The organism is Kitasatospora aureofaciens, from assembly GCF_001188955.3.
Classification (GTDB): Bacteria; Actinomycetota; Actinomycetes; order Streptomycetales; family Streptomycetaceae; genus Kitasatospora; species Kitasatospora aureofaciens.
Genome location: NZ_JPRF03000065.1, coordinates 248,315 through 271,576, shown reverse-complemented (window position 1 = coordinate 271,576; position 23,262 = coordinate 248,315). Strand labels below are relative to the sequence as shown.

Annotated in this window: 22 protein-coding genes, 1 other RNA gene and 1 pseudogene; 13 read left to right on the top strand and 11 right to left on the bottom strand. The window is 73.7% G+C overall.

Annotated elements, in window-relative coordinates; genetic code table 11:
* Window positions 1-152: 152 nt before the first annotated feature.
* Together HS99_RS34350 and HS99_RS34345 are read right to left on the bottom strand one after the other, a co-directional pair.
* A complete protein-coding gene (locus HS99_RS34350; RefSeq protein WP_037829089.1) occupies window positions 153-782 on the bottom strand; it encodes a TetR/AcrR family transcriptional regulator in 630 nt (209 codons plus the stop codon).
* 222 nt (window positions 783-1,004) lie between these two features.
* Window positions 1,005-2,624 carry a DHA2 family efflux MFS transporter permease subunit gene (locus HS99_RS34345; protein ID WP_030282560.1) on the bottom strand — a complete coding sequence of 540 codons (1,620 nt, stop codon included), beginning with the start codon at window positions 2,622-2,624 and terminating at the stop codon, window positions 1,005-1,007.
* Between the two features lie 278 nt (window positions 2,625-2,902).
* Here HS99_RS34345 and panB point away from each other — a divergent pair, with 278 nt between their 5' ends.
* The 3 genes from panB to HS99_RS34330 all read left to right on the top strand — a co-directional run bounded on the left by panB (window position 2,903) and on the right by HS99_RS34330 (window position 5,785).
* Window positions 2,903-3,772 (top strand): 3-methyl-2-oxobutanoate hydroxymethyltransferase, encoded by an 870-nt coding sequence (panB, locus tag HS99_RS34340; protein WP_030282559.1) that lies wholly within the window; start codon window positions 2,903-2,905, stop codon window positions 3,770-3,772.
* Between the two features lie 166 nt (window positions 3,773-3,938).
* On the top strand, window positions 3,939-4,964 hold the full coding sequence (locus tag HS99_RS34335; protein ID WP_046385708.1) for an ATP-binding cassette domain-containing protein: 1,026 nt from the start codon (window positions 3,939-3,941) through the stop codon (window positions 4,962-4,964).
* The gene (locus HS99_RS34330; RefSeq protein ID WP_030282557.1) at window positions 4,961-5,785 is read left to right on the top strand and encodes an ABC transporter permease; all 825 of its coding nucleotides are present in this window, start codon (window positions 4,961-4,963) and stop codon (window positions 5,783-5,785) included. The genes HS99_RS34335 and HS99_RS34330 overlap by 4 nt, the downstream gene beginning before the upstream one ends.
* Window positions 5,786-5,972: 187 nt before the next feature.
* Here HS99_RS34330 and HS99_RS34325 read toward each other — a convergent pair whose 3' ends face one another.
* Entirely contained in the window at window positions 5,973-9,368 is a 3,396-nt protein-coding gene (locus HS99_RS34325; RefSeq protein ID WP_030549928.1) for an AfsR/SARP family transcriptional regulator, read from the bottom strand.
* Between the two features lie 218 nt (window positions 9,369-9,586).
* On the opposite strand from HS99_RS34325, the gene HS99_RS34320 reads away from it, so the two are divergent.
* Entirely contained in the window at window positions 9,587-10,402 is an 816-nt protein-coding gene (locus tag HS99_RS34320) for a site-2 protease family protein (RefSeq protein WP_030282551.1), read from the top strand.
* A 7-nt stretch (window positions 10,403-10,409) separates the two neighbouring features.
* Here HS99_RS34320 and HS99_RS34315 read toward each other — a convergent pair whose 3' ends face one another.
* Both HS99_RS34315 and npdG read right to left on the bottom strand, forming a co-directional pair.
* Window positions 10,410-10,592, bottom strand: coding sequence for a hypothetical protein (locus HS99_RS34315; RefSeq protein ID WP_030282548.1), 183 nt, complete (start codon window positions 10,590-10,592; stop codon window positions 10,410-10,412).
* A 113-nt stretch (window positions 10,593-10,705) separates the two neighbouring features.
* Window positions 10,706-11,398, bottom strand: coding sequence for an NADPH-dependent F420 reductase (npdG, locus tag HS99_RS34310; protein ID WP_030282546.1), 693 nt, complete (start codon window positions 11,396-11,398; stop codon window positions 10,706-10,708).
* Window positions 11,399-11,445: 47 nt separating this feature from the next.
* Here npdG and HS99_RS34305 point away from each other — a divergent pair, with 47 nt between their 5' ends.
* Together HS99_RS34305 and HS99_RS34300 are read left to right on the top strand one after the other, a co-directional pair.
* Entirely contained in the window at window positions 11,446-12,105 is a 660-nt protein-coding gene (locus HS99_RS34305; RefSeq protein WP_030549926.1) for a hypothetical protein, read from the top strand.
* Between the two features lie 46 nt (window positions 12,106-12,151).
* Window positions 12,152-13,480 (top strand): MFS transporter, encoded by a 1,329-nt coding sequence (locus tag HS99_RS34300; RefSeq protein WP_046386432.1) that lies wholly within the window; start codon window positions 12,152-12,154, stop codon window positions 13,478-13,480.
* Between the two features lie 43 nt (window positions 13,481-13,523).
* Here HS99_RS34300 and HS99_RS34295 read toward each other — a convergent pair whose 3' ends face one another.
* Entirely contained in the window at window positions 13,524-13,754 is a 231-nt protein-coding gene (locus HS99_RS34295) for a hypothetical protein (protein ID WP_030282538.1), read from the bottom strand.
* Window positions 13,755-13,859: 105 nt separating this feature from the next.
* Here HS99_RS34295 and map point away from each other — a divergent pair, with 105 nt between their 5' ends.
* Entirely contained in the window at window positions 13,860-14,705 is an 846-nt protein-coding gene (gene map / locus HS99_RS34290; RefSeq protein ID WP_030282535.1) for a type I methionyl aminopeptidase, read from the top strand.
* An 88-nt stretch (window positions 14,706-14,793) separates the two neighbouring features.
* Here map and HS99_RS34285 read toward each other — a convergent pair whose 3' ends face one another.
* Window positions 14,794-15,492 (bottom strand): bifunctional DNA primase/polymerase, encoded by a 699-nt coding sequence (locus HS99_RS34285; RefSeq protein WP_030549924.1) that lies wholly within the window; start codon window positions 15,490-15,492, stop codon window positions 14,794-14,796.
* Window positions 15,493-15,921: 429 nt separating this feature from the next.
* Here HS99_RS34285 and HS99_RS43715 point away from each other — a divergent pair, with 429 nt between their 5' ends.
* Both HS99_RS43715 and HS99_RS34275 read left to right on the top strand, forming a co-directional pair.
* A complete protein-coding gene (locus HS99_RS43715) occupies window positions 15,922-16,140 on the top strand; it encodes a DUF8847 domain-containing protein (RefSeq protein ID WP_033348211.1) in 219 nt (72 codons plus the stop codon).
* A gap of 63 nt (window positions 16,141-16,203) precedes the next feature.
* The gene (locus HS99_RS34275; RefSeq protein ID WP_030282527.1) at window positions 16,204-16,413 is read left to right on the top strand and encodes a hypothetical protein; all 210 of its coding nucleotides are present in this window, start codon (window positions 16,204-16,206) and stop codon (window positions 16,411-16,413) included.
* A gap of 56 nt (window positions 16,414-16,469) precedes the next feature.
* On the opposite strand, the gene HS99_RS48610 is transcribed toward HS99_RS34275, so the two are convergent.
* Window positions 16,470-16,853 carry a PadR family transcriptional regulator gene (locus HS99_RS48610; protein WP_063737968.1) on the bottom strand — a complete coding sequence of 128 codons (384 nt, stop codon included), beginning with the start codon at window positions 16,851-16,853 and terminating at the stop codon, window positions 16,470-16,472.
* Window positions 16,854-17,272: 419 nt separating this feature from the next.
* Between HS99_RS48610 and HS99_RS34265 the strand changes: the two genes are divergently transcribed.
* Window positions 17,273-17,671 carry an ACT domain-containing protein gene (locus HS99_RS34265; RefSeq protein WP_030282523.1) on the top strand — a complete coding sequence of 133 codons (399 nt, stop codon included), beginning with the start codon at window positions 17,273-17,275 and terminating at the stop codon, window positions 17,669-17,671.
* Between the two features lie 137 nt (window positions 17,672-17,808).
* Window positions 17,809-18,066, top strand: coding sequence for a metallothionein (locus tag HS99_RS34260; protein ID WP_030282521.1), 258 nt, complete (start codon window positions 17,809-17,811; stop codon window positions 18,064-18,066).
* 109 nt (window positions 18,067-18,175) lie between these two features.
* Here HS99_RS34260 and rnpB read toward each other — a convergent pair.
* The 3 genes and pseudogenes from rnpB to HS99_RS48605 all read right to left on the bottom strand — a co-directional run bounded on the left by rnpB (window position 18,176) and on the right by HS99_RS48605 (window position 21,728).
* Window positions 18,176-18,573: RNase P RNA component class A (gene rnpB, locus HS99_RS34255), an RNA gene on the bottom strand.
* Between the two features lie 13 nt (window positions 18,574-18,586).
* Window positions 18,587-20,101: an MFS transporter gene (locus HS99_RS34250; RefSeq protein WP_191898807.1), complete on the bottom strand. Its 1,515-nt coding sequence runs from the start codon at window positions 20,099-20,101 to the stop codon at window positions 18,587-18,589.
* 150 nt (window positions 20,102-20,251) lie between these two features.
* Window positions 20,252-21,728 (bottom strand): annotated as a pseudogene (locus tag HS99_RS48605) (RNB domain-containing ribonuclease).
* A 259-nt stretch (window positions 21,729-21,987) separates the two neighbouring features.
* Here HS99_RS48605 and HS99_RS34240 point away from each other — a divergent pair.
* Window positions 21,988-22,440 carry a DUF3995 domain-containing protein gene (locus HS99_RS34240; RefSeq protein WP_050366813.1) on the top strand — a complete coding sequence of 151 codons (453 nt, stop codon included), beginning with the start codon at window positions 21,988-21,990 and terminating at the stop codon, window positions 22,438-22,440.
* 10 nt (window positions 22,441-22,450) lie between these two features.
* Window positions 22,451-23,236 (top strand): peroxide stress protein YaaA, encoded by a 786-nt coding sequence (gene yaaA, locus HS99_RS34235; RefSeq protein ID WP_030282362.1) that lies wholly within the window; start codon window positions 22,451-22,453, stop codon window positions 23,234-23,236.
* Window positions 23,237-23,262: the final 26 nt, after the last annotated feature.

The window sequence follows — 23,262 nt, the reverse complement described above, 5'->3', positions numbered from 1 at the left end:
TGCCGGTTTGATCGGATACCCGGCTCAGCCTATGCCGGGACAGACGCGCGCTTACGGGACCGGGTTCCGGCGTGGCCCGGTTTGGTGAGCCAGGCCACGTCGGGCACGAAGCATGCGCTCCGACGCGCGACGGGGGTTCGGAGGACCCGTTTCTAGCGGGGGGCGACGCCGTCGAGGACGGAGTCGACCAGTTTGCGGGACAGCTCCGGGTCCTCCAGGTCGGAGTCCTCCGACAGGATGCTGCGGTAGAGGATCGGCCCCATCAGCAGGTCGCCGAGCAGTTCCACGTCGAGGTCGTCGCGGATCACGCCCTCGGCGACGGCTCGCCGGATCAGGTGCAGCCCGACCTCGCGGCGCGGCCTGATCACCCGCTCCCGGTAGGCGGTGTAGAGCTCGGGCAGGGTCTGCATCTGCCCGAGCGCCGCCTTGAGCACCCAGCGGGTGCGCTTGGCGAGGCCGCGGCGGCGGATGTAGTCGACCATCGCGATCAGGTCCTCGCGGGCGCCACCGCCGGTGGGGGCCGGGATCGGCTCCTCCAGCCGGCTGACGACGTCGACCAGCAGGGCCTCCTTGTTGGGCCAGCGCCGGTAGATGGTGGCCTTGCCGACGCCGGCGGCGGTGGCGATGCCCTCGATGGTGAGTTCGGACAGCGTGTTGCCGTCCGCCATGAGGTCCTCGACGGCGGTGAAGATGGCCTGCTCGGCGGCCTCGCTGCGGGGCCGGCCGCGGCGTACCGCCGCGCAGGGCTGCCCGGTGTCGGCGCTCGGCGTGTCCGTCCTCATCCCGGCTGTCTCTCCCTCGCTGGGTCCCGGGCCCGCGGGCGCCGTGGTGTGTCGGTCGATCGGGTCCACGGGCGGGGTCGCCCCCACCCCGGGCCGAGGCCCTGCCGACCGGATGCACCGGTCGGCAGGGCCATTGTCGCTCAGTCGACTCGCAGGTCGGTCGATCCGCGGGTCGGGGCTCCGCGCGGGTCAGACCTCGTGCGGGTCGGACCTCTGTGCGGGTCAGGCCTCCGCGGCCGCGGCCTCCCGGGCCCGGTCCTGCTGCTCGGGGGCACCGGGGCCGCCCGGGCCGGCGGCCGGAGCCGCGGCGCGGCGCGGCAGCAGGAACCAGGCGACCAGCGCGCCGACCAGCGAGATGCCGACCGAGAGCGCGGCCACCACGTGCATGGCGTGGATGAAGGCGTCGTTCGCCGGGGCGATCAGCGCCTTGCCCGCGCCGTTCGGGAGCCGGTCGGCGATGGCCAGGGTGGCCTCAAGCGACTCGCCCGCCTTGTCGCGCAGCCCCTCGGGCAGGTGGGTGAGGGTGTCGGACATCCCGTCGCGGTAGACGGTGGAGAGCACCGCGCCGAGCACCGCGACCCCGAGCGAGCCGCCGACCTGGCGGAAGGTGTTGTTGACGGCCGAGCCTGCGCCCGCCTTCTCGCGGGGCAGCGAGCCCATGATCGCGACGGTGACCGGCGGCATGACGTGCGCCATGCCCGTACCCATCACCAGGCCGAGCACGATCAGCACCCAGATCGGCGTGGTCGCGGTCAGCACGGTGTAGCCGACGAAGCCGAGCGCGACCAGGACCATGCCGCCGGCGGCGGTGGCGGCGACGCCGAGGCGCTCGACCACCAGCCGGGCCCGCGGGGCGAACAGCAGCTGGGCGACGGCCAGCGGCAGCATCAGCAGACCGGCCTGGAGCGCGCTGTAGCCGCGCACGCTCTGGATGTAGAAGACGCCGAAGAAGGAGACGCCCATCAGCGCGAAGAAGATCACGCCGACCACGACCACCGAGGCGCTGAACACCTTGTTGCGGAACCAGGTGACGTCCAGGGCGGGGAACGGGATGCGGCGCTCGTAGAGGACGAACGCGGCCAGCGCGACCACGCCGAGCAGGGTCGGCCCCCAGGCCGCGAACGCGGTGAAGTCGGCCAGCTCGCCGCCCTTGATGATGCCGTAGATCAGCGCGACCAGGCCGACGATCGACAGCAGCACGCCGACCGGGTCGAGTGCGCCCGGGTCGGGGTCCTTGGACTCGGGCACCAGGATCGCCATCGCGATCACCGCGACGATCACGATCGGGACGTTGATCAGGAAGACCGAGCCCCACCAGAAGTGCTCGATCAGCACGCCGCCGGTGATCGGGCCGATGGCGATGGCCAGGCCGACCGCGCCGGCCCAGATGCCGATCGCCTTGGGCTGCTCCTCGCGCTCGAAGACGTTCATGATGATCGCCAGGGTGGCGGGCATCGCGAGCGCGGCGCCGACGCCCATCAGCCCGCGGTAACCGATGAGTTCACCGGGCGAGCCGGACATCGAGGACAGCAGCGAGGCTACGCCGAAGACCACCATGCCGGTCAGCAGGGCGAGCTTACGGCCGAAGCGGTCGCCGAGCAGGCCCGAGGTGAAGAGCAGCCCGGCGAACACCAGGGTGTAGGAGTTGATCGACCACTCCAGGTCGCTCTGGGTGGCGCCCAGTCCGACCGGGGCGGGGGTCGCGATGGTCTTCATCGCGACGTTGAGGATCGAGTTGTCGAGCACGACGACGAGCAGGGCGAGCACCAGGGTGCACAGGATCGCCCAGCGTCGGCGGTGGATGGCTTCCGGCACACGGCGTGGCGCGGCTGCGGTGGTCATTGGTCTTCCCGTCCGTGTTGGCGTGGCACTGGCGGGCATTTGCGAGTCGCGGACGTCTCGTAACCCCCCGGAACAGAGTAGCGCGCAATACGATACGAGACGAGTCCGTTTCATAAAAAAGCGGCAAAGCCCCGGTGGCGCACAGGGGCCGGTGTGGCGTGGATCGCACTGCGCCGACGGCACCCCTCTTTGCGCTCACGCCGGGGCGTGCAAGCATGGAGGTGATCCGGGGACGCCGTACGGCGCCACGAGACGACAACCCTTCAGGAGTCCGTTCGATGAACGCTTCTTCGCCTTCGCCTGCCCAGAACCAGCCGGCGAACGCCACCCTCTACGGCGGGGTCACCAACCGCCGCGTCACCGTCCGCGACCTCGCCGCCGCCAAGCAGCGCGGTGAGAAGTGGGCCATGCTCACCGCCTACGACGCCCTCACCGCAGGGGTGTTCGACGAGGCCGGGATCCCCGTCCTGCTGGTCGGCGACTCGGCCGGCAACTGCCACCTCGGCTACGAGACCACCGTGCCGGTGACCATGGATCAGATGGTGATGCTCTCCGCCGCCGTCGTCCGCGGCACCCAGCGCGCCATGATCGTCGCCGACCTGCCCTTCGGCTCCTACCAGGAGTCGCCCGCGCAGGCCATGCACAACGCGGCCCGGCTGATGAAGGAGGCCGGGGTCGGCGCGGTCAAGCTGGAGGGCGGGGAGCGCAGCGCCCGTTCGATCGAGCTGCTGGTCGAGGCCGGCATCCCGGTGATGGCCCACATCGGCCTCACCCCGCAGTCGGTGCACGCCTTCGGCGGCTACCCGGTCCAGGGCCGCGGCGACGAGGCGGCCCACCAGCTGCTGCGCGACGCCAAGGCCGTGCAGCAGGCCGGCGCCTTCTCGGTGGTGCTGGAGGCCGTCCCGGCCGAGCTGGCCGCCCAGGTCACCAAGCAGCTGGCGATCCCGACCGTCGGCATCGGCGGCGGCCCGGAGACCGACGCCCAGGTGCTGGTCTGGACCGACATGGCCGGCATGACGGCGGGCCGGGTGCCCAAGTTCGTCAAGAAGTACGCCGACCTGCGCGGCGTCCTCGGCGAAGCCGCCCGCGAGTTCGCCGCCGACGTCCGCACCGGCGCCTTCCCGGCCGAGGAGCACAGCTTCCACTGACGGACCCCGCGCCGGGTCAACACCCGGCGGCGAGTGCGCGAACAACGGCCCCGCTCCCTGGTCGGAGCGGGGCCGCTGTCATGCCCGGACGGTCGGTGACAGCGGCCTGACAGCGGTGGCGGGCGCGCGACAGGGGGGTGACAGGCGGGGCGGACAACCTGGAGGCATGACAGGAATCGCCACCGCCCCGAACACGCGGGGAACAGCCGGGAACGCCGTCGAGGTGCACGGCATCGTCAAGCACTTCGGCTCGACCAAGGCCCTCGACGGCGTCGACCTCACCGTCCGCGAAGGAACCGTCCTCGCCCTGCTCGGCCCCAACGGCGCCGGCAAGACCACGCTGGTCCGCGTCCTCTCCACGCTGATCAAGCCGGACGCCGGCAGCGCGTTCGTCGGCGGCTACGACGTCGTGCGCCAGCCCAAGCAGCTGCGCCGCACCATCGGCCTGACCGGCCAGTACGCGTCCGTGGACGAGCTGCTGTCCGGCTACGAGAACCTCTACCTGATCGGCCGGCTGCTCGACCTCTCCAGCCGCGACTCCAAGGCCCGCGCCGCCGAGCTGCTGGAGCGCTTCTCGCTCACCGAGGCCGCCAAGCGGACCGCCAAGACCTACTCCGGCGGCATGCGCCGCCGCCTCGACCTGGCCGCCAGCATGATGGGCCGCCCCCGGGTGCTCTACCTGGACGAGCCCACCACCGGCCTGGACCCGCGCACCCGCAACGAGGTCTGGGACGAGGTGCAGCGGATGGTCTCCGAGGGCAGCACCGTGCTGCTGACCACCCAGTACATGGAGGAGGCCGAGCAGCTCGCCGACGAGCTGACCGTCATCGACCGGGGCAAGGTCATCGCCAACGGCGGCGTCGCCGAGCTCAAGGCCAGGGTCGGCGGCCAGATCCTCCAGGTCCGCCCGGCCCACCCGGCCGAACTGCCGGAGATGGCCCGCTGCCTGCACGAGAGCGGGATCACCTCCGCCACCGTCTCCCCCGACGACGGCCTGCTCGCGGTGCCGCTCGCCGGCGAGGAGCAGCTCACCGCCGTGATCGGGGTGCTCGGCGGACGCGGCTTCGCCATCGCCGGCATCGACACCAAGGTGCCCAGCCTGGACGAGGTCTTCCTCGCCATCACCGGCAAGCCCACCGCCGGCCCGGCCACCGCGCCCGCCGCCGCCCTCGTCAAGGAGCCCGTCGCATGACCACCGCCACGCTCACCCCCGCCCGGGCCGGCACCGGGGCCGACGACACCCGGATCGGCGCGGCCGGAACCCTGCGCCACATCGGCGCGCTGACCCGCCGCAACCTGATGCGGATCAAGGCCGACCCGGAGTCGATGTTCGACGCCGTGCTGATGCCGATCGTCTTCACCCTGCTGTTCGTCTACGTCTTCGGCGGCGCGATCGCGGGCGGCCAGGACAGTTACATCCAGCGGCTGATCCCCGGCCTGCTCGGACAGACCGGCATGACGCTGGCGCTGGCCGTCGGCACCGGCCTGAACAGCGACTTCCAGACCGGGGTGATGGACCGTTTCCGCACCCTGCCGATCGGACGCGCCTCCGTGCTGCTGTCCAAGCTCGCGGCGGAGTCCCTGCGGGCGCTGCTCTCCTCCGCGATCCTGCTGGGCTTCGCGTTCGTCCTCGGCTTCGAGGTGAAGACCGGCGTACTGGAAGTGCTGGCCACGGTCGGCCTGTCACTGGTGTTCGGCATGTCGATCGTCTGGATCTCGATGCTGCTGGGCATGGCGCTGCGCAGCCCCCAGGCGGTCCAGGGCGTCTCCATGCTGGTCCTGATGCCGATGCAGTTCGGCAGCTCGATCTTCGCGCCGACCGACACCATGCCCGGCTGGCTGCAGACCTTCACCGAGGTGAACCCGCTGTCCCAGCTGGCCGACGCCTCCCGCGCGCTGCTCAACGGCGAGGGCGCGGTGGCCCATCCGGTGATGGTCGTGCTGATCTGGTCCGCCGTCTCGACCGCGATCTTCGCCCCGCTCGCGGTGGCCCGCTTCCGCAAGCGGACCTGAGCGAGCCGGGGTGGGGGGCCGACGGCCAGGGACAGGACGTCGGCCGGTGGGCGGGCCGGTCGGGCGGTGACCAGGGGACGGGCACCGGCCGACCGGCCCGCAGCCGTAGCGCGGGCGCGGCCGTACCGGCGGGAACAGCCCTGCTCGCGGGCGCGGGCGTACCGGCGGGCGCAGCCGTACCCGGTAGTCAGTCGAGCAACTCCGACAGCGCCGCCTGGGTCTGCTCCTGGGTCATCTCCGCGCCCACCGCGTGGGCCGCCTCGAAGGCCTCCTCCCCCAGCAGCTCCCGCAGCGCGGCGGCCGACCGCTCGCGCTCCACCCGTTCCAGGTAGCCGCCCTTCGGGCCGTTCAGCCCCTTGTGCGCCCCGAGCAGCACCACCGCCTGCCGGGCGCGCTCCAGGTCGCCGTACCGCTCCGCGAAGGCGCGCAGCACCCCGACCGCGGCGGGCACCACCATGACCGTCATCTGCTCGGCGAAACCGCTCGCGGCCGTCATCTCCAGCAGCCGGCGTCGGCCCTCCCGCATCTGGGCGAGGCCCAGCTCGGGCTCACCGGACCGGGCCGTCACCCAGCCGCGGGTGCTGAGCAGCAGCCCGCTCACGATGCCCGGTACGAACCCGCCATCGGTGATCAGGTCGAGCTCGTCCAGCGCGGCCAGGGCCTCCTGGTACTCGCCACGGTGGGCCTGGAGGCCGGCGAGCGTCAGGTAGCCGATCAGCACGGCGCCGGTGGTGGACTGGTTCAGCGCCGGGGAGTCGATGCCCGCCAGCGCCTCCCGGACGATCCGCTCACCGCGTTCCATGTCCCGCTCCAGCAGGACGCTGCCCAGGTTCACCTTCAGCATCGGCACCTCGTGCGGCGCGCCCAGTTCCTCGGCCAGTCCGATCGCCCGCTCGTACGCGGCGGCGGCGCCCTCGGTGTCGCCCCGGTTGGCCAGCGACTCGCCCCAGGCCGACAGCGCCTGGGACGCCCCCCAGAGGTCGCCGGCTTGCTCGAACAGCTCCAGGGAGCGCCGGCCGTCCCGCAGGCTCTGCTCCTCGCCCTCCGGCCAGTCGTTCAGCATCCTGGCCCGGACCTGCAGGGCGAACGCCAGGTCGTTCGCGTCGCCGTACCGCTCGCAGCCGCGGACGGCATCGTCCATCAGGTCCTTCATCAGCTCCAGGCGGCCGGCCAGGAAGGCGCTGAACACCCGCATCAGCGCCGGGAACCGGTAGGACTGCGGCAGGTCCCCGGTGTAGACGTCCAGCAGCCGCCCGGCGGTCTCGACCGCCTCAGGGTTGCCGAGCACGTCCAGGTTCCCCTCGAACAGCCCGATCAGCCCGAATACCGCGAGCAGCCGGCGGGCCTCCTCGACCACCCCCTCGGGCATCGGCACGCCGTACGCCAGCACGTTGCGCTCCAGCGGCACCGGCGGCGGGGCGTCCGGGCGGAACGGGTCCGGGCCGAGCCCGGCGATCGCGCTGTACCAGCCGCGGGCCTCCATGCTGTAGCCGCGCAGCGACCAGTACCAGCCCATCCCGAGGCCGAGGACCAGCGCCTGTTCCTCGTCGGCGAGGTCGATCGCGCGGCGCAGCGCGGCCCGGATGTTGTCCTGCTCCCGCTCCAGCACGGCCAGCCAGTGCAGTTGCTGCGGGCCGTGGATGTTCAGGTCGGCGGTGGCGACCAACGCGCGGAAGTGCGCCAGGTGGCGGGCCCCGGTGGCGTCGCGCTCGGCGGCGGACTCGGCGAGGCGCTCGGTGGCGTACTCGTGGATGGTCTCCAGCATCCGGTAGCGCGGCTGGCCGCCGTCGTCGGCCAGGTCGGCCACCAGCAGGGACTTGTCGACCAGGGAGAGCAGCAGGTCGGCGACCTCCCGGCCGACCACCTCGGTGCCGTCGGCGCAGACCGCCTCGGCGTCCTCCAGCTGCCAGCCGCCCGCGAACACCGAGAGCCGGCGCAGCACCGCCCGCTCCCGCTTGCCCAGCAGGTCCCAGCTCCAGTCGACCACCGCGCGCAGGGTCTGCTGGCGCGGCAGCAGGGTGCGGCTGCCGGCGGTGAGCAGCGCGAACCGGCCGTCCAGGCGGTCGGCGATCTGGCGGGCCGTCATCACCCGCAGCCGGGCGGCGGCCAGTTCGATGGCCAGCGGCAGGCCGTCCAGGCGGCGGCAGATCTCGGTACAGGCCTGCGGGTCGCTCCGCGGGTCGAAGCCGGGACGGGCGGCGGCGGCGCGCTCGGTGAACAGCCGCAGGGCCACCGGGTCGGGCAGCGGCTCGACCGGCAACACCGTCTCGCCGGGCACGCCGAGCGGTTCGCGGCTGGTGGCGAGCACGGTCAGTCCGGGGCACTCGGCGAGCAGGGTGTCGACGAGGTCGGCGGCGGCCTGGATCAGGTGCTCGCAGTTGTCCAGGACGAGCAGCATCCGGCGGTGGCCGCAGTACTCGACCAGTCGGCGCACCGGATCCTCGGCGCGCTTCTCGATCACCTCGGCGACCACGCTGCTGCTGTGCAGCACGATCTCGCGCAGGCCCAGGGCGGAGACCACCGCGGCGGGGACGGCCTCCGGGCTCTCCAGTGGGGCGAGTTCGGCCACCCAGACGCCGTCCGGCCAGTGCCCGGCGGACTGCTCGGCGCGGCCGGCCTCGACCGACAGCCGGGTCTTGCCGGAGCCGCCCGGGCCGGTCAGGGTGACCAGTCGGCGATCCGCCGTCAGGAGGCGGCGCAGGGCGGCGAGGTCGCCCTCCCGGCCGACGAAGCTGGTCAGCCGGCCGCGCAGGTTGCCCGCGGCGCGCGGGAGCTGGGGCGCGGGGGCGGCCGGGAGCGCCGGTGGCTCGGGCTTGCGCTGCGGCTGCGGCCCGGGTTCCGGTTCCGGTCCCGGTCCCGGTCCCGGTTCCGTGGACTTGAGCAACTCGGCGTGGAACAACTGGAGTTGGCGGCCGGGGTCGGTGCCGAGCTCGTCCGCCAGGGCGCGCCTGGTGCGCTCGTAGTGGCGCAGCGCCTCGGCGGTGCGGCCGCTCTCGTGCAGGGCCCGCAGCATCAGCAGCTGCAAGGGCTCGTCCAGCGGCTGTCGTTCGCACAACTCGGCGAGTTCGGCTACCAGTTCGGCGGCCCGGCCGAGTCCGAGATCGGCGGTGATCCGGTGGCGGCGCACCTCGTCCCGCTGGGCCTCCAGCCGGGCGGCCGGGCCCGCCCGGTCGGGCAGGTCCGCCAGGGCGGGACCGCGCCACAGCGCCAGCGCGGCGCGCAGCCGTTCGGCGGCCAGCGCGTGGTCGCCGGTGTCGAGGGCACGGCGGCCCTCGGTGCTCAGCCGCTGGAAGTCGGCGAGGTCGGTGGCCGGGCCGGTCAGCCAGTACCCGGCCGGTCCGGAGCCGATACGCTCCCGGCCGATGGTGCGGCGCAACCGGCCGACCAGGGTCTGCAGCGCGGCGGAGGAGTCCTGCGGCGGCTCGGCCTCCCACACCTCGTCCACCAGCAGGTCGGCCGGGACGGGCCGGCCCTGCCGCAGGGCGAGCGCGGTGAGCAGCGCCCGCAGCCGGGCACCGCCGAGCGGGACCGGCGTGCCGTCGTCGTGGTGGGCCGTGGTGGTGCCGAGGATGCCGTAGTGCACCGGTCCATTCTGGTCGATCGCCCGGAGTCCGGGCGCACAATTGTTCCGGCGGCCACTGCGCCCGCTGTTCCGGCGGGCACCCCGCCCGCGCGCCCGACGGAACCGGGCGGCGCCCCTCGGACGTTCACCCTGAGCGGCTTGTCCGGTCACCGGCCCGCCCGGCATGATCGACCCCAGCCCGTACCCGCCACCTCCCTCTGCACCCGGAGCACCCACAGATGACCTTCGCCGCCACGCCGCGCTCCCGCAGCGAGGACCGCCGGATCAGCCCGGTGTTCTGGGTGCTCCTCGCCACCCTCGGCACCTCCGCCTGGGCGGTGTACTCGGGCTACGGCAACGCCCGGTTCGGGGTGTTCCTGTTCGTGGTGTCGGGCTGGATGGTCTCCCTCTGCCTGCACGAGTACGCCCATGCGCGCACCGCGCTGCACGGCGGTGACATCACCGTCGGCGCCAAGGGGTACCTCACGCTCAACCCGCTGAAGTACACCAACGTGCTGCTCAGCCTCGTGCTGCCGATCGCCTTCATGATCCTGAGCGGCATCGGCCTGCCCGGGGGCTCGGTGTGGATCGAGCGCCACCGGATCCAGGGCCGGCTCAAGCACAGCCTGATCTCGGCGGCCGGGCCCCTGGTGAACCTGGTGTTCGCGGCGGCGCTGCTGGTCCCGGTCGGCGCCGGCTGGCTGGACGGCTCTGACCTGCACGCCACCTGGTACGGCTACGAGCTGCCCTACTCGCCGTTCGCCTGCGCCCTCGGCTTCCTCGGCCTGCTCCAGCTCAGCGCGGCCCTGCTGAACCTGCTGCCGGTGCCCGGCCTGGACGGCTACGGGATCATCGAGCCCTGGCTCTCCGCCAAGACCCGGCGCTCGGTCGAGCCGTTCGCGCCGTACGGCATGCTCGCGGTGTTCGCGCTGCTGTGGCAGCCCGAGGTGAACTCGTTCTTCTTCGGGATCGTCCACGACCTGATGGGCCTGTTCGGCGTGGACACCGACTACGCGACGGTCGGCCGGTACCTGTTCAGCTTCTGGAAGAACTAGGCAGGAATTAGGCCTGCTCGGCCGCCTCCGCCAGCTTCGCCCGGCGCCGGTTCATCCACAGCACGTTGCTGGCCACCCCGGCCAGCGGCAGCCAGATCAGCCCGAGCCAGAAGCCCTGGACCACCGAGACCACGGCGGCCGCCAGCGCGAGGACGACGACGAGCAGGGCGAAGAGGGACGTGCGAGGCATGGCGCGGGGCTCCTAGGACCGGGTACGGACGGCCGGGTGACGGCCGCCCCCCATTGTCGCCGACCTCACCTCCGGAGGGGTTCCAGGGGTGAGGTCGGCGCGGCGCTCCCGGGTCACACGTCGGTGATCCGCAGGCCCGCGTGGGCCTTGTAGCGGCGGTTGACCGAGATCAGGTTGGCCACCAGGGCCTCCACCTGGTGGGCGTTGCGGAGCCGGCCGGAGTAGATGCCGCGCATGCCGGGGATCAGGCCGGCCAGCGCCCGCACCACGTCGGTGGCGGCCCGGTCGTCGCCCAGCACCATGACGTCGGTGTCGATCCGCTCCACCGACTCGTCCTGGAGCAGCACCGCCGAGAGGTGGTGGAAGGCGGCGGTGACCCGGGAGTCCGGCAGCAGGGCGGCGGCCTGCTGGGCGGCGCTGCCCTCCTCCGGCTTCAGCGCGTACGCGCCCTGCTTGTCGAAGCCGAGCGGGTTGACGCAGTCGACGACGATCTTTCCGGCCAGTTCCTCGCGCAGCGCGGTCAGGGTGGCGGCGTGGCCCTCCCACGGCACCGCGACGATCACCACGTCGCTCTCCCGGGCGACGGTGGCGTTGTCGGCACCGCGCACGCCGACGCCCAGCTCGGCGGCCGAGGCCTCGGCCCGGGCGCCGTCGCGGGAGCCGATGATCACCTGCTGGCCGGCCTTGGCCAGCCGCAGGGCCAGTCCGCGCCCCTGGTCGCCGGTGCCGCCGAGGACGCCGACCACCAACTGCGAGACGTCCGGCAGCTCATGGGCCGGGTTTGTCGCTGAATCGAGGGAAGTCATGGGCCGATCTTCCCAAACCGAAGGCCGTGCGCGACATCCTGGCCCGCATGGACGCTGTGAGAGTTTCGGCACTCCGGGAGCGCCTCGCGGGCACCGGCTGGCTGGAGGCGGTCGGCGGCTTCGCCGGTTCGCTGCGGCGCTCGGTGGAACGGCGCGGGGCGGGCGAGCTGCTGCTGGTCGGCACCGAGGCGTACGAGCCCTGGCACCTGGCCGCCCACCTGGAGGACGAGGCCGCCTGGTCGGCCGTCCCCCGGCTGGCCCCCACCCTGCTGCGGCACCGCCCGCCCGCCACCGCCCCGACCCATCTGGCGCACGACCTGCGACGGCTCACCGAGGCCGGGCGCGGCGCCACCGTGCTGGTGGTGGCCCCGGCGGCGGTGGGTGCCCCGCTGCTGGAGCGGGTGCAGGACGCCCGCCGGCACGGCGCGACCGTGCTCGCCCTGGACGGCGCCGGCCCCGTCGCCCCCTCGACCGACGGTGACCTCGCCGGCCCCACCGACCCCGCCGATCTCGCCGGCCTCGCGGATCTCGCCGGCCTCGCGCACGAGCGCCTCACCGTCGGCACCGCCGCCGAGGAGCCCTTCGACCTCGCCCAGCACCTGGTCAGCGCCGCCGCAGGGCAGCCGGTCGGCCGCCGCTCCGCCCTGGGCCGGCTGGCCGAGCTCGCCGGCCGGCTCGCCTCGGCGCCCTCGCTCAGCCGCTGGTGAAAAACCCTTTGCGGGGAGTCGAGCAGCCGTCCCAGGATGGTGCTCCGTGAACGACGACGAACCAGCGCATACCGGTCGACCACGCGCGCTGCTGCGCTCGCTGGCGCCCGACCTTGCCCCCTGGCGCGCCTCCCGCGACTTCCGCTACCTGTGGACCAGCGGCTGCGTCACCAGCTTCGGCAGCTTCCTGACGTACGTCGCCCTGCCGATGCAGATCAAGGAGCTCACCGACTCCTCCTTCGCGGTCGGCCTGATCGGCGCCGTCGAACTCGTTCCCCTGATCGTCTTCGGCCTCTGGGGCGGCGCCCTCGCCGACGCCCTGGACCGCCGCAAGCTGGTGCTGCGCTCCGAGGCCGCGCTCGGCCTGCTCGCCGGGCTGCTGCTGCTCAACGCCCTGCTGCCGCGCCCGGTGCTCTGGCCGCTCTACCTGGTGGCCGCGCTGGTCGCGGCCTGCGACGGCCTCCAGCGCCCGGCCCTGGACTCACTGCTGCCGCGGATCGTCGCGCACCAGCACCTGACGGCCGCCTTCGCCCTCAAGTCCCTCTACCACAACGTCGCTTCGGTGGCCGGGCCGGCGCTGGCCGGTGTCGTGGTGGCCTTCTCCGGGGTGCAGACCGCGTACGCGCTGGACGTGCTGACCTTCGTCGTCTCGCTGCTGCTGCTGGCCCGGATCAGGGCCGTGCCGCCGCCCACCGGCGCCGAGCGCCCGTCCGTACGGGCGGTGCTCACCGGCGTACGGTACGCGTGGAGCCGCAAGGACCTGCTCGGCACCTACGCGATCGACACCTGCGCCATGCTGTTCGCCTTCCCGGTGGCCGTCTTCCCGTTCCTGGCCTCGGAGTTGGGCGCGAACTGGGCGCTCGGCCCGATGTACGCGGCCTCCGCGGTCGGCGGCCTGCTGGTCGGCGCGACCAGCGGCTGGACGTCCCGGGTCCACCGGCACGGCCGGCTGCTGGTGGTGGCCGCGGTCGGCTGGGGCGCGGCCATGACGCTGGCCGGGCTGGCCGGGAACGTCTGGGTGGTGCTGCTCGGCCTCGCCCTGGCCGGCGGCGCGGACCAGGTCAGCGGGATCGCCCGCTCCACCATGTGGAACCAGTCCATCCCGGACGAGGTCCGCGGCCGGATGGCCGGGGTCGAGCTGCTCAGCTACTCCGTCGGCCCCCAGCTCGGCCAGGTCCGGGCCGGCACCATGGCCGGCCTGATCGGAGTCCGCGCCGCCGTCTGGACCGGCGGGCTGGCCTGCGTCGCCGCCGTCCTCACCGTCGCCGCCGCCCTCCCCAGACTCCTCGCCCACGACGACCGCACCGACCCCCACACCGCAGCCGTCCGCGCCGCCCACGAACGCGCCCAACAGGAGGCACCCGCCGCGGCGTGACCGGACCGAGCGGTCTCACTCACTGCGGCGCACGGTCATGGCGCTACTCGTCCCCCTCGTCCTTCGGCTGGTCGGTCCAGCGGGGGTCGTTCTGCCACTCGCGGTTGCGTTCGTCCGCGGTCTCGAGGGCGTGGGCGGCCTCGTCGGGGGTGGCGTAGGGGCCGAGGCGGTCCTTGGCGGGGCACTCCGGGCCCTCCTCGACCTTGCCGTGCTTGATGCAGTAGAACCACTCACCGGGCCGGCCGGTCGGCTTGCGGTGGAATCCGAGGGGCATGGCGCTCTCCAGTCCAGAGTTGGGGTCGGTACCGATCATTCCCCGGGCAGGGCCGATCCGCACACCACCCGGGGACGACGGGAACCGGCGGCTAGACTCGCCGCCATGGCTCTCGTACCCGGCATCCAGTCCCCCACCCGCAAGGTCCCGGCGCACATCGCGCGCCCCGAGTACGTCGGCAAGCCCGCGCCGACGCCGTACACCGGGCCCGAGGTGCAGACCGCCGAGACGATCGAGAAGATGCGGATCGCGGGCCGGATCGCCGCCCGGGCGATGGAGGAGGCGGCGAAGCTGATCGCCCCCGGCGTCACCACGGACGCGCTGGACGCCGTCGCCCACGCGTACATGTGCGACCACGGCGCCTACCCCTCCGACCTGGGCTACCGCGGCTTCCCCAAGTCCGTCTGCACCTCCATCAACGAGGTGATCTGCCACGGCATCCCGGACTCGACGGTGCTTCAGGACGGCGACATCGTCAACATCGACGCGACCGCGTACATCCACGGCGTGCACGGCGACCTCAACGCCACCTACCTGGTCGGCGACGTGGACGAGGAGTCCCGGCTGCTGGTCGAGCGCACCCGGGAGTCCCTCAACCGGGCGATCAAGGCGGTCAAGCCGGGCCGTCAGATCAACGTCATCGGACGGGTCATCGAGTCCTACGCCAAGCGCTTCGACTACGGCGTCGTGCGGGACTTCACCGGACACGGCATCAACACGTCGTTCCACTCCGGCCTGATCGTCCCGCACTACGACAGCGAGCGGGCCACCGAGGTGATCAAGCCCGGCATGACCTTCACCATCGAGCCGATGCTCACCCTGGGCACCTACGACTACGAGATCTGGCCGGACGGCTGGACGGTCGTCACCAAGGACCGCAAGCGCACCGCCCAGTTCGAGCACACCCTGGTGGTCACGGCGGACGGCGCGGAGATCCTCACCCTGCCGTGACCTCTGCGGCCGCCCCGAGCCGAAGGGGCGCCGGTGCCGAAAGGCAGGAGCGAGGGAGCGACGACCGTCGGCACCGGGCGAGTCGCAGTCAGCCGATCAGCCACTGCTCCTCGGCGACGGCGCCCACCTCGGTACAGGCGTCGGTGAGCACGTCCAGCACCCGCAGCGGGTCCGGCAGCGGCAGGTCGGGCCCGCGCAGCCACCGCACCTGGGAGCCGTCCGGCAGCGCGGCCGGCGGGAGCAGGGTGTACGAGCCCCGGCAGTGCCAACGCAGGCCGGGGTGCTCGGACATGGTGTCCGGGGTCGAGTCGAGCGCGCTGTCCCACCACTCGTCCTCGTCCTGCGGGGTGCCGCGGGTGGCGGTGAAGAACAGGTAGCGGTCCTCGCCGACGGCGGCGACCGGCCCCTCGACGCCCTGCGCGGTCAGCCGCTCCAGTGCCAGCCGCCCGGCCTCGGCCGGGACGTCCAGCACGTCGTGCACCCGCCCGGTGGCGGTGACGAAGTTGGCCTGGGGGTCGCGGGAGAGCCAGCGGGAGAGCTGTTCGGGGTCGGTGGTGGCCTGGGTCTGCCAGGCGAAGGAGACCGGGTGCTGGGCGGGGGCGGGGCAGGCCACCCGGTCGCAGGAGCACCGGTAGCCGGCCGGATGGGCGGCGGGTGCGAGGGGGAATCCGGCGCGCACGGCGCCGAGCAGCTGGTCCAGTCTGGCGGCCGGGTCCGCGCCGTCGGGCCGGGCCCGCTGTCGGTCACGCCTCTGCCACCAGGTCGTCCACCTGCTGCCGGCTTCCATCGGGCCCCTTCCGCGCAACTGCCGTGCCTGGTGCGACACAGCGTTCGACGTACCACTCCGACGCAACGCACAGCGCCCCCCGCTGCTTCCCGGGGCGGTGCTCGGCCCTGCTGTCCGCGCCCTGCCGGCCGCGTCCCGGGGTCACCGGACGGCCGACGCCCGGGTCTCGGTACGCATGTCGCGGCAGCACGCTGTCCGCGCCGGTGACGGCCGGAGGGCACGCAGACTCGCGCCTCGCCCGGCCCGTACGGGGCCCGCTGACCCGGGGTGGACCCCGAGGGCGTAACAGGAAGGATAAGGGTGCGCGAGGCCTCCCGATGACCGGGGGCGGTGCCTCTCCGGTCACACCCCGGGCACCCCGCCCTCACCGGGCCTCCCCCGCCGGGTGCTCCCGGCGTGGCCACCGCGTGGAGGTGAGACCCTTGAGGGGTGAAGAGCGCGGACACCGAATTCGTCGGCGGCCCCCTGGACGGGAAGGTCCTCCCGATCCCGCTGGGGCCGATGCTCGGCGTGCCCAAGAAGTACAAGGTCCCGGTCCCCGCGCACGACGACTCGCCCGCGCGCACACTGGTGTACGTCCGGAGCAAGCAGGTGCGCGGGCTCAGCTGGTTCTGGCGGTACGAGTACGACGAGGCGGCCTCCGGCTGACGGTCCGCCCGCCCGTTCCCCCTCCGCCTCCCCGGTTCCCCTTCGCCTCCCCCGGAGGTCGGCATGGCCAGGACGGTTCGGCACCCGGTGCGGCACCGCAGGAGCCGCGCGCAGGCGGCCGCCCACCACAACCGGCAGGTCGCCGGGGTTACCGGGGTGCTGCTGCTCGTGGTGTCCCTCTACTCCGTGACGATCGGCCCGGACGGCTGGCTCTGGTTCGCCTGGGCGGTGCTGCTGCTCGCCTGCGCGGCCCTGTTCGCGGTCCGCCCCTGAGCAGCCGCACCGCCCTCTCCGCCGGCTCACCGGCGGGACCGGTCCCCCCGGGCCGGTCAGTCATCCTCGGCGAGGATGAGGTACAGCTTCTTGCGGGCCTCGGTCAGCACCGCCAGGCCCTTGGCGCGCTGTGCCTCGGTGCCCGTCCGCATCACCTGCTGGACCGCCTGGTCGACGGCGGCGAGCGCCTGGCCGACCTCCTGGACGGCCTCCCAGTCGACCTCCCGGCCGGCCTCGGCCCACGGCTCCGCGGGCCCGGACTCGGCCACGGCCCGGCCCGCCTCGGTGAGCGAGACCAGCCGCTTGCCGCCGACCTCCTCGGCGGTGATCAGCCCCTCCTCCTCCAGCAGCTGGAGGTTGGGGTAGATCGAGCCCGGGCTGGGCCGCCAGGCCCCGTTGGTCCGCTCGGTGATCTCGGCGATCATCTCGTAGCCGTGCATCGGCCGCTCCTTCAGCAGCGCCAGCAGCGAGGCCCGGACGTCACCTCGCCGGGCCCGGCCGCCGCGCCGACCGTGCGGGCCGCCGCGCCGGGCGCCGTGCCCTTTCGACGGCCTTCGCGCACGGCGCCGGGGTGTGGCGGGCCAGGGACGCTTTGAGCGGCCGTCCCCGGCTGCAGTCGGCCCCCGGAGTCGTGCGCCCGGAGGCGTCGTCCGCCCCCGCGCGGGCCCTCTCCTCGAAATCGCATTCCTGAGCGCACCGCGCCCACCTCCTTGAGGTTCCATCCGGTTCTCCGAAACAGTCGAGTCACTGTCTCGATAGTTCGACGATATATCGGTGACTGTCGCTCGTCAACGGATCCCGACACGGCTCCGGCGCAGCACGCGACCACGGGGGGAGCGGAGCGGATACGGTGACGGGCATGGCCGGTGAACGAGACCTTGCAACCCTGCTGCGCGGGATGCGCCCGCAGCTCAACCCGGGGCGGTACGTCTACTGCACCCTCCCCGCGAAGGTGCCCGCCGGGATGCGGCCGGTGGTGACCGTCGCCGAACCCGAAGGGGTGACGATGGTGGTCACCCAGGAGGAGGCGGACGCCCTCGGACTGCGCTACGAGTACGTGGCGGCCTGGATCACCCTGCAGATCCACTCCGCGCTGGAGGCCGTCGGGCTGACCGCGGCCGTGGCCGGGCGGCTCGCCGAGGAGGGGATCAGCTGCAACGTGGTGGCCGGCTTCCACCACGACCACCTGTTCGTCGCCGCCGACGACGCCGAACGCGCCGTCCGGGCCCTGGAGGAGCTCTCCGCCCGATCCGCCTGATCCCGCCCGATCCGCCTGGTCCCGCCCCCCGATCCGTCCGACGGTCGCGCCGGGTGGCCGCTCTCGACCTCCGCTTCGACACTGGGAATGTCAGCCGCCCACCCACCGGCGGCCCCCACCGGAAGGAGACGGCTGCCATGGCCACCTGCGTCACCTGCGGCAACGACTACTGGCTCGCCTTCGAGATCAAGACGGTCACCGGCGACACCTACACCTTCGACAGCTTCGAGTGCGCGATGGAGAAGCTCGCCCCCCGCTGCGAACAGTGCCACGTCCGCATCGTCGGCCACGGCGTCGAGGTGGCCGGCATGTTCTTCTGCTGCGCCAACTGCGCCCGCGTCAACGGCGGCCTCGGCGAACAGATCCGCGACGCCGTCGGCTCCCGCCCGGCCTGAACCGGGCCGTCGGCGCCCTCGACGCACATCGGCACCCGAAGGCCCCTCGACGCACGAAGGCCCTCCGACCCGCAGAAACGGGTCGGAGGGCCTTCGGACGATCAGGGGGCGGAAGAGCCGGCCTGTACGCCGGGTTCTGTCATCCGGGTTGCTCGCGCGGCCCGGAGAGACGGCCATCCATCTAGGGCTGCCGTTGCCGACAGCCTCGTGCGGTCTACCCGCGAGCTCGGGCGAGCAGCCCTCGAACACTCGCGCACGGCGCCCGGAGGCACCGATCTTGACCTTGCTCCAGGTGGGGTTTACCTAGCCGGCCGGGTCACCCCGGTCGCTGGTGGTCTCTTACACCACCGTTTCACCCTTACCCACGCGCCGAAGCGGTGGGCGGTCTGTTTTCTGTGGCACTGTCCCGCGGGTCACCCCGGGTGGGCGTTACCCACCACCCTGCTCTGTGGAGCCCGGACGTTCCTCGGCGGGTCAGGGACCCGTCGCGACCGCCCGGCCGGCTCTTCCGCCGTAGTGGTCATGGTAGCCGCTCGGGCGGGGCCTCCCGAACACCGGACCGGGCCACCGGGGGCTCCGCTCCGAGGCGGGCGGCCACCCGGGCGGCGGTGCCGGTGGCCCAGGCGCCGGTGGTCAGCAGGCCGAGGACGAGGACGGCACCGCCGAGGCCGACCAGGATCCACCAGCCGGCGTGGCTGGCCGGGGCGAAGCCGGTGGCCATCGGGCCGGCCACGGCCGAGGTGACGACCGTACCGATCACCGCGACGCCCAGGGACTGGCCGACCTGGCGGCTGGTCGAGGCGACGGCGGCGGCCACGCCCGCCTGGGAACGCGGCATGCCGGAGACGGCCGCGTTGGTGATCGGCGCGTTGACCAGGCCGAAGCCGAAGCCGAACAGCGCGTACGCGACCAGCAGCAGCGCGGCCGGGGAGTCCGCGGTCAGCCGGGTGAGCAGCAGGCCGCTCGCGGCCATGCCGAGCCCGGCCACCACCAGTGGCAGACGCGGGCCCCGGCTGCCGACGATCCGTCCGGACAGCGGCGCGCAGACCAGCATCAACCCGGCCATCGGCAGCGTCCACAGGCCCGCCTCGACCGGGCCGTAGTGCCGGACGTCCTGGAGGTAGAGGGTGTTGAGGAAGAGGAAGCCGCCGAGCCCGGCGAAGGCACAGACCGCGGTGACGGTGGCCCCGGTGAACGGCGCGCTGGCGAAGAACCGCGGATCCACCAGCGGCTCGGCGACCCGCCACTCCCAGAGCGGGAAGGCGATCAGCGCGGCCACCGCGGCCGCGGCGAGGGCGAGGATCAGCGGGGAGGTCCAGCCGTTGCCCGGGCCCTCGATGATCGCGGCGGTGCCGCAGCCGAGCAGCACGATCATGAGCAGCTGCCCCACCGGATCGAGCCGGCGCGGCCGCGGCGCGCGCGACTCGGGGACGTAACGGACGGTCAGCAGTATGGCGAACAGGGCCACCGGGACGTTGATCAGGAAGATCGACGGCCAGCCGGCGCCGTCCACCAGGAAGCCGCCGAGCAGCGGGCCGAGCGCCATCGAGATGCCGACCACGCCGCCCCAGACACCGATCGCCTGGGCCCGCTCCCTCAGGTCGGTGAAGGTGTTGGTGATGATCGACATCGCCACCGGGTTGAGCATCGAGCCGCCCACCGCCTGCAGCGCCCGGAAGGCCACCAGCCACTCCAGGCTCGGCGCCAGGCTGCACAGCAGGGAGCCGAGCGCGAAGCAGGTCAGCCCGATCTGGAACACCCGGCGGCGGCCGAAGCGGTCGGCCACCGAGCCGAACAGCATCAGCAGCGAGGCCAGCACCAGGGTGTAGGCGTCGATGATCCACTGCAGGCCGGAGGCCGGGGCGTCCAGGTCCTTCTGGATCACCGGCAGCGCGATGTTCACCACGGTGTTGTCCAGGCCGACGATGAACAGGCTCAGGCAGCAGATCGCGAGGACGAGCAGTCGGCGGCGCCGCCCGGGGTCGGGGACGCCGGCGGCGGCGGGTACGGGGGCGGGGGGCTGAGGATCGGGCACGGACCGATCCTCCCACTCCCGGGGTGGCCGGGGTGCGGAACGGCGGCCCGGACGGGTGGCCGGTCGGCGGCCTTTCGGGCGGTGGCGGTCGAAGAGCTGACCTTCCGACGGCCCGCGGACGGCCCCGCGGACGGCCCCTCGGACGGCCCCTCAGACGGTGGCGAAGCGGACCGTCCGGGTGGCCGGGTCCGCCCTGGTCAGCCGGACGTCGATCACCCGGCCGAGCGGCAGCCGGGCGGGGGCCGCCCCGGGCGAGCCGTCCGCGCCCGCGGCGTCGCAGCGTGCCCGGACCGCGGGCTCGCGCAGCTGGACGGTACCCGAACCGGGGCGCCCCTCGTCCACCTCGACGACCACCGCGGAGAAGTCCTCGCCCTCCCGGCCGACCAGCAGCTCCGCCTCCACCAGGTCCACGCAGGCCCGTTCGACCTCGCCCGCCCGCCGGTCCCCGCTCGCCATCAGCGCCGGCACGGCCGGCAGCGCCTCGCGGGCCCAGTCCGGCACCTCCCCCCGCCGCCACCGCCGCGCACACCTCCTGGGCGAAGCGGTCGCCGAGCCGGCGCAGCGGCGCGGTGCAGTGCGCGTAGGGGGCGGCCAGCGCGGCGTGCCCCGGCTCGGCGGGGGCGGGCAGGCCGCGGGACTCGTCGAAGGCGTGGTAGCCGGCGCCGCGGAGCAGTCCGGTGCAGGCGTTGAGGAAGGCGGCGTTCAGCGGCACCTCCGGGTCCAGCGAGCGGATCAGCTCCGGGTACGGGACGGCCTGCGGCCAGTCGACGTCCAGCGCGGCGGCGATCCGGCGCAGCCGCTCGTACGCGGCGGCGGGTGCGGCGGGCAGGGTGCGCAGCAGGCCGACGCCCGCGTCCAGCATCAGCTCGGCCGCGGCCATGCCGGTGAGCAGCGAGATCTGGGCGTTCCAGCCGTCGGCGGGGCCGGGCGCGCGGTAGCCGAGGACGTAGCCGTGCAGGGTCTCCTCGACCTCCTGCTCGGGCACCGGCAGGCTGACCCCGCCCCGGGCCCGTTCCTGCTCCTCGCGCAGCCGGCCGACGGTGGCGAGCAGGGCGAGCTGCTCGTCGGCGCCGCCGAGGTCCACGGCGCGCTGGACGTCGGCGTAGTCCAGGCGGCGGTGGGAGCGCACCAGGGCACGGCGGAGGTCCGCCAGTACGACGGCGCCGTCCGCGTCCAGGTCCAGCTGCCAGAGCAGGGCGGGACGGCTCTCGCCGGGCAGCAGGCTGGCGGCGTCCTCGGAGATCCGGGTGGGGTGCAGCGGGACCCGGTGGTCGGGGAAGTAGAGGGTCTCGACCCGGCGGCGGGCCTCGGCGTCGATGGCGCCACCGGGGCGGACGAAGGCGGCGACGTCGGCGATCGCGTAGTGCACCCGGTAGCCGCCCCCGGGGCGGTGGCTGAGGTGCATGGCCTGGTCGAGGTCGCGGGAGTCGGGCGGGTCGACGGTGAACAGCGGCAGGTCGGTGGCGTCGTACTCCGGCAGCCGGGGGCGCTCCGCCGCCTCCTCCGCCTCGGCGAGCACCGCTTCGGGCCACTCGGTGTGGATCTCCAGGCTGGTGCGGAGTTCGGTGAGCTCGCTGTTGATCCGGGCGGAGTCGGCGGCCTTGACGCGCAGTTTTCGGCGAGGCATGGACGCCAGAATAGGATGGAATCAGGCGATTCCGGACGGAGGCTCAGCGCCCCAGGAGGGACTTGAGGTCCTTGGCGGCGAGAGCGACCGCGTCGTCGTAGCCGCCGGTGGCCAGCCGCAGCACGAAGGCCACGGCCTCGTCCGGACGCGGGTCGGTGTACGGCTCGGTCCGGCCGACCCATCGAATTGCCGCCGCCCGGCGGCTCCGGGTGTAAGTGCTCGTAGCGTGGGGTGAACGGCTGCGGAGGGGGTTCGGGCGATGGCTGGTGCGGTGCGGGTCGTCGGGGGTGCGGTGTCGGCGGCGTTGGCGGTGACCGGGGCGCTGCACGCGGTGTGGGCGGTGACGCCCTGGCCGTTGCGGACGCCGGAGGAGTTCGCTGACGCCGTGGTGGGGACGGGGCGCGGGGTGCCGCCGGCGGGGGCGTGCCTGGCGGTCGCGGGGGCGCTGGGGGCGGCCTCGTACCTGGTGGGGGCGGAGGCGGGGGTGCTGCCGGCGGTCGGGTCGCCGGGGCTCCGGCGGTCCGGGGTGCGGGTGGCGGCCGGGGTGCTGCTGGCGCGCGGGGTGGCCGGGCCGGTGGTGTTCGGGCGGGTGGGTGAGCGCACGGAGCGGTTCCGGCGGCTGAACGTGCGGTACTACTCGCCCCTCTGCGTGGCGCTGGGGGTCGGGGCGGCCGCAGTAGGGTGGCGGGGTCCGTCCGCCACGAACTGTTGAGGAGTCCGCTGTGCTGGTGCTGTTGCCGCCCTCGGAGGGCAAGGCCGCGTCAGGGGACGGCGAGCCGGTCGCGCTCGACCGGCTGTCGCTGCCGGGGCTGACGGCGGCGCGCGGCGCGGTGCTGGACGCGCTGGTCGGGCTGTGCCGGGGCGACGAGGACACCGCCGCCGAGGTGCTGGGCCTCACCCCCGGACTGCGCGGCGAGATCGCCAAGAACGCGGGCCTGCCCGCCGCCGGGGCCCGCCCGGCCGCCGAGGTGTACACCGGGGTGCTGTTCGACAACCTGGGCCTGGCCACCCTGGACGCCGCCGCGTACGACCGCGCCGAGCGCTCACTGCTGGTGTTCTCCGGCCTGTGGGGCGCGGTGCGGATCTCCGACCGGATCCCGTCCTACCGCTGCTCGATGGGCGTGAAGCTCCCTCCGCTGGGGGCGCTCGGCGCGTACTGGCGGAGCGCGACGGCCACCGTGCTCCCCGAGGTGGCGGACGGGCTGGTGCTGGACCTGCGCAGCTCGGCGTACGCGGCGGCCTGGAAGCCGGCCGGCGAGGTGGCCTCCCGCACCGCGACCGTCCGGGTGCTGCAGGAGCGGGACGGCAAGCGGACGGTGGTCAGCCACTTCAACAAGGCGACCAAGGGGCGGATCGTCCGGGACCTGCTGGTCGCCGGGGCCGAGCCGAAGACGCCCGACGAGCTGATGGACGCGCTGCTGGCACTGGGCCACCACGTCGAGCTGGCCGCGGAGGGCACGGCGCGCCGGCCGTGGCAGCTGGACGTGGTGGTCACCGAGGTGCACTGAGCGCCGTGCGCTGGCCCCGCCGGAGC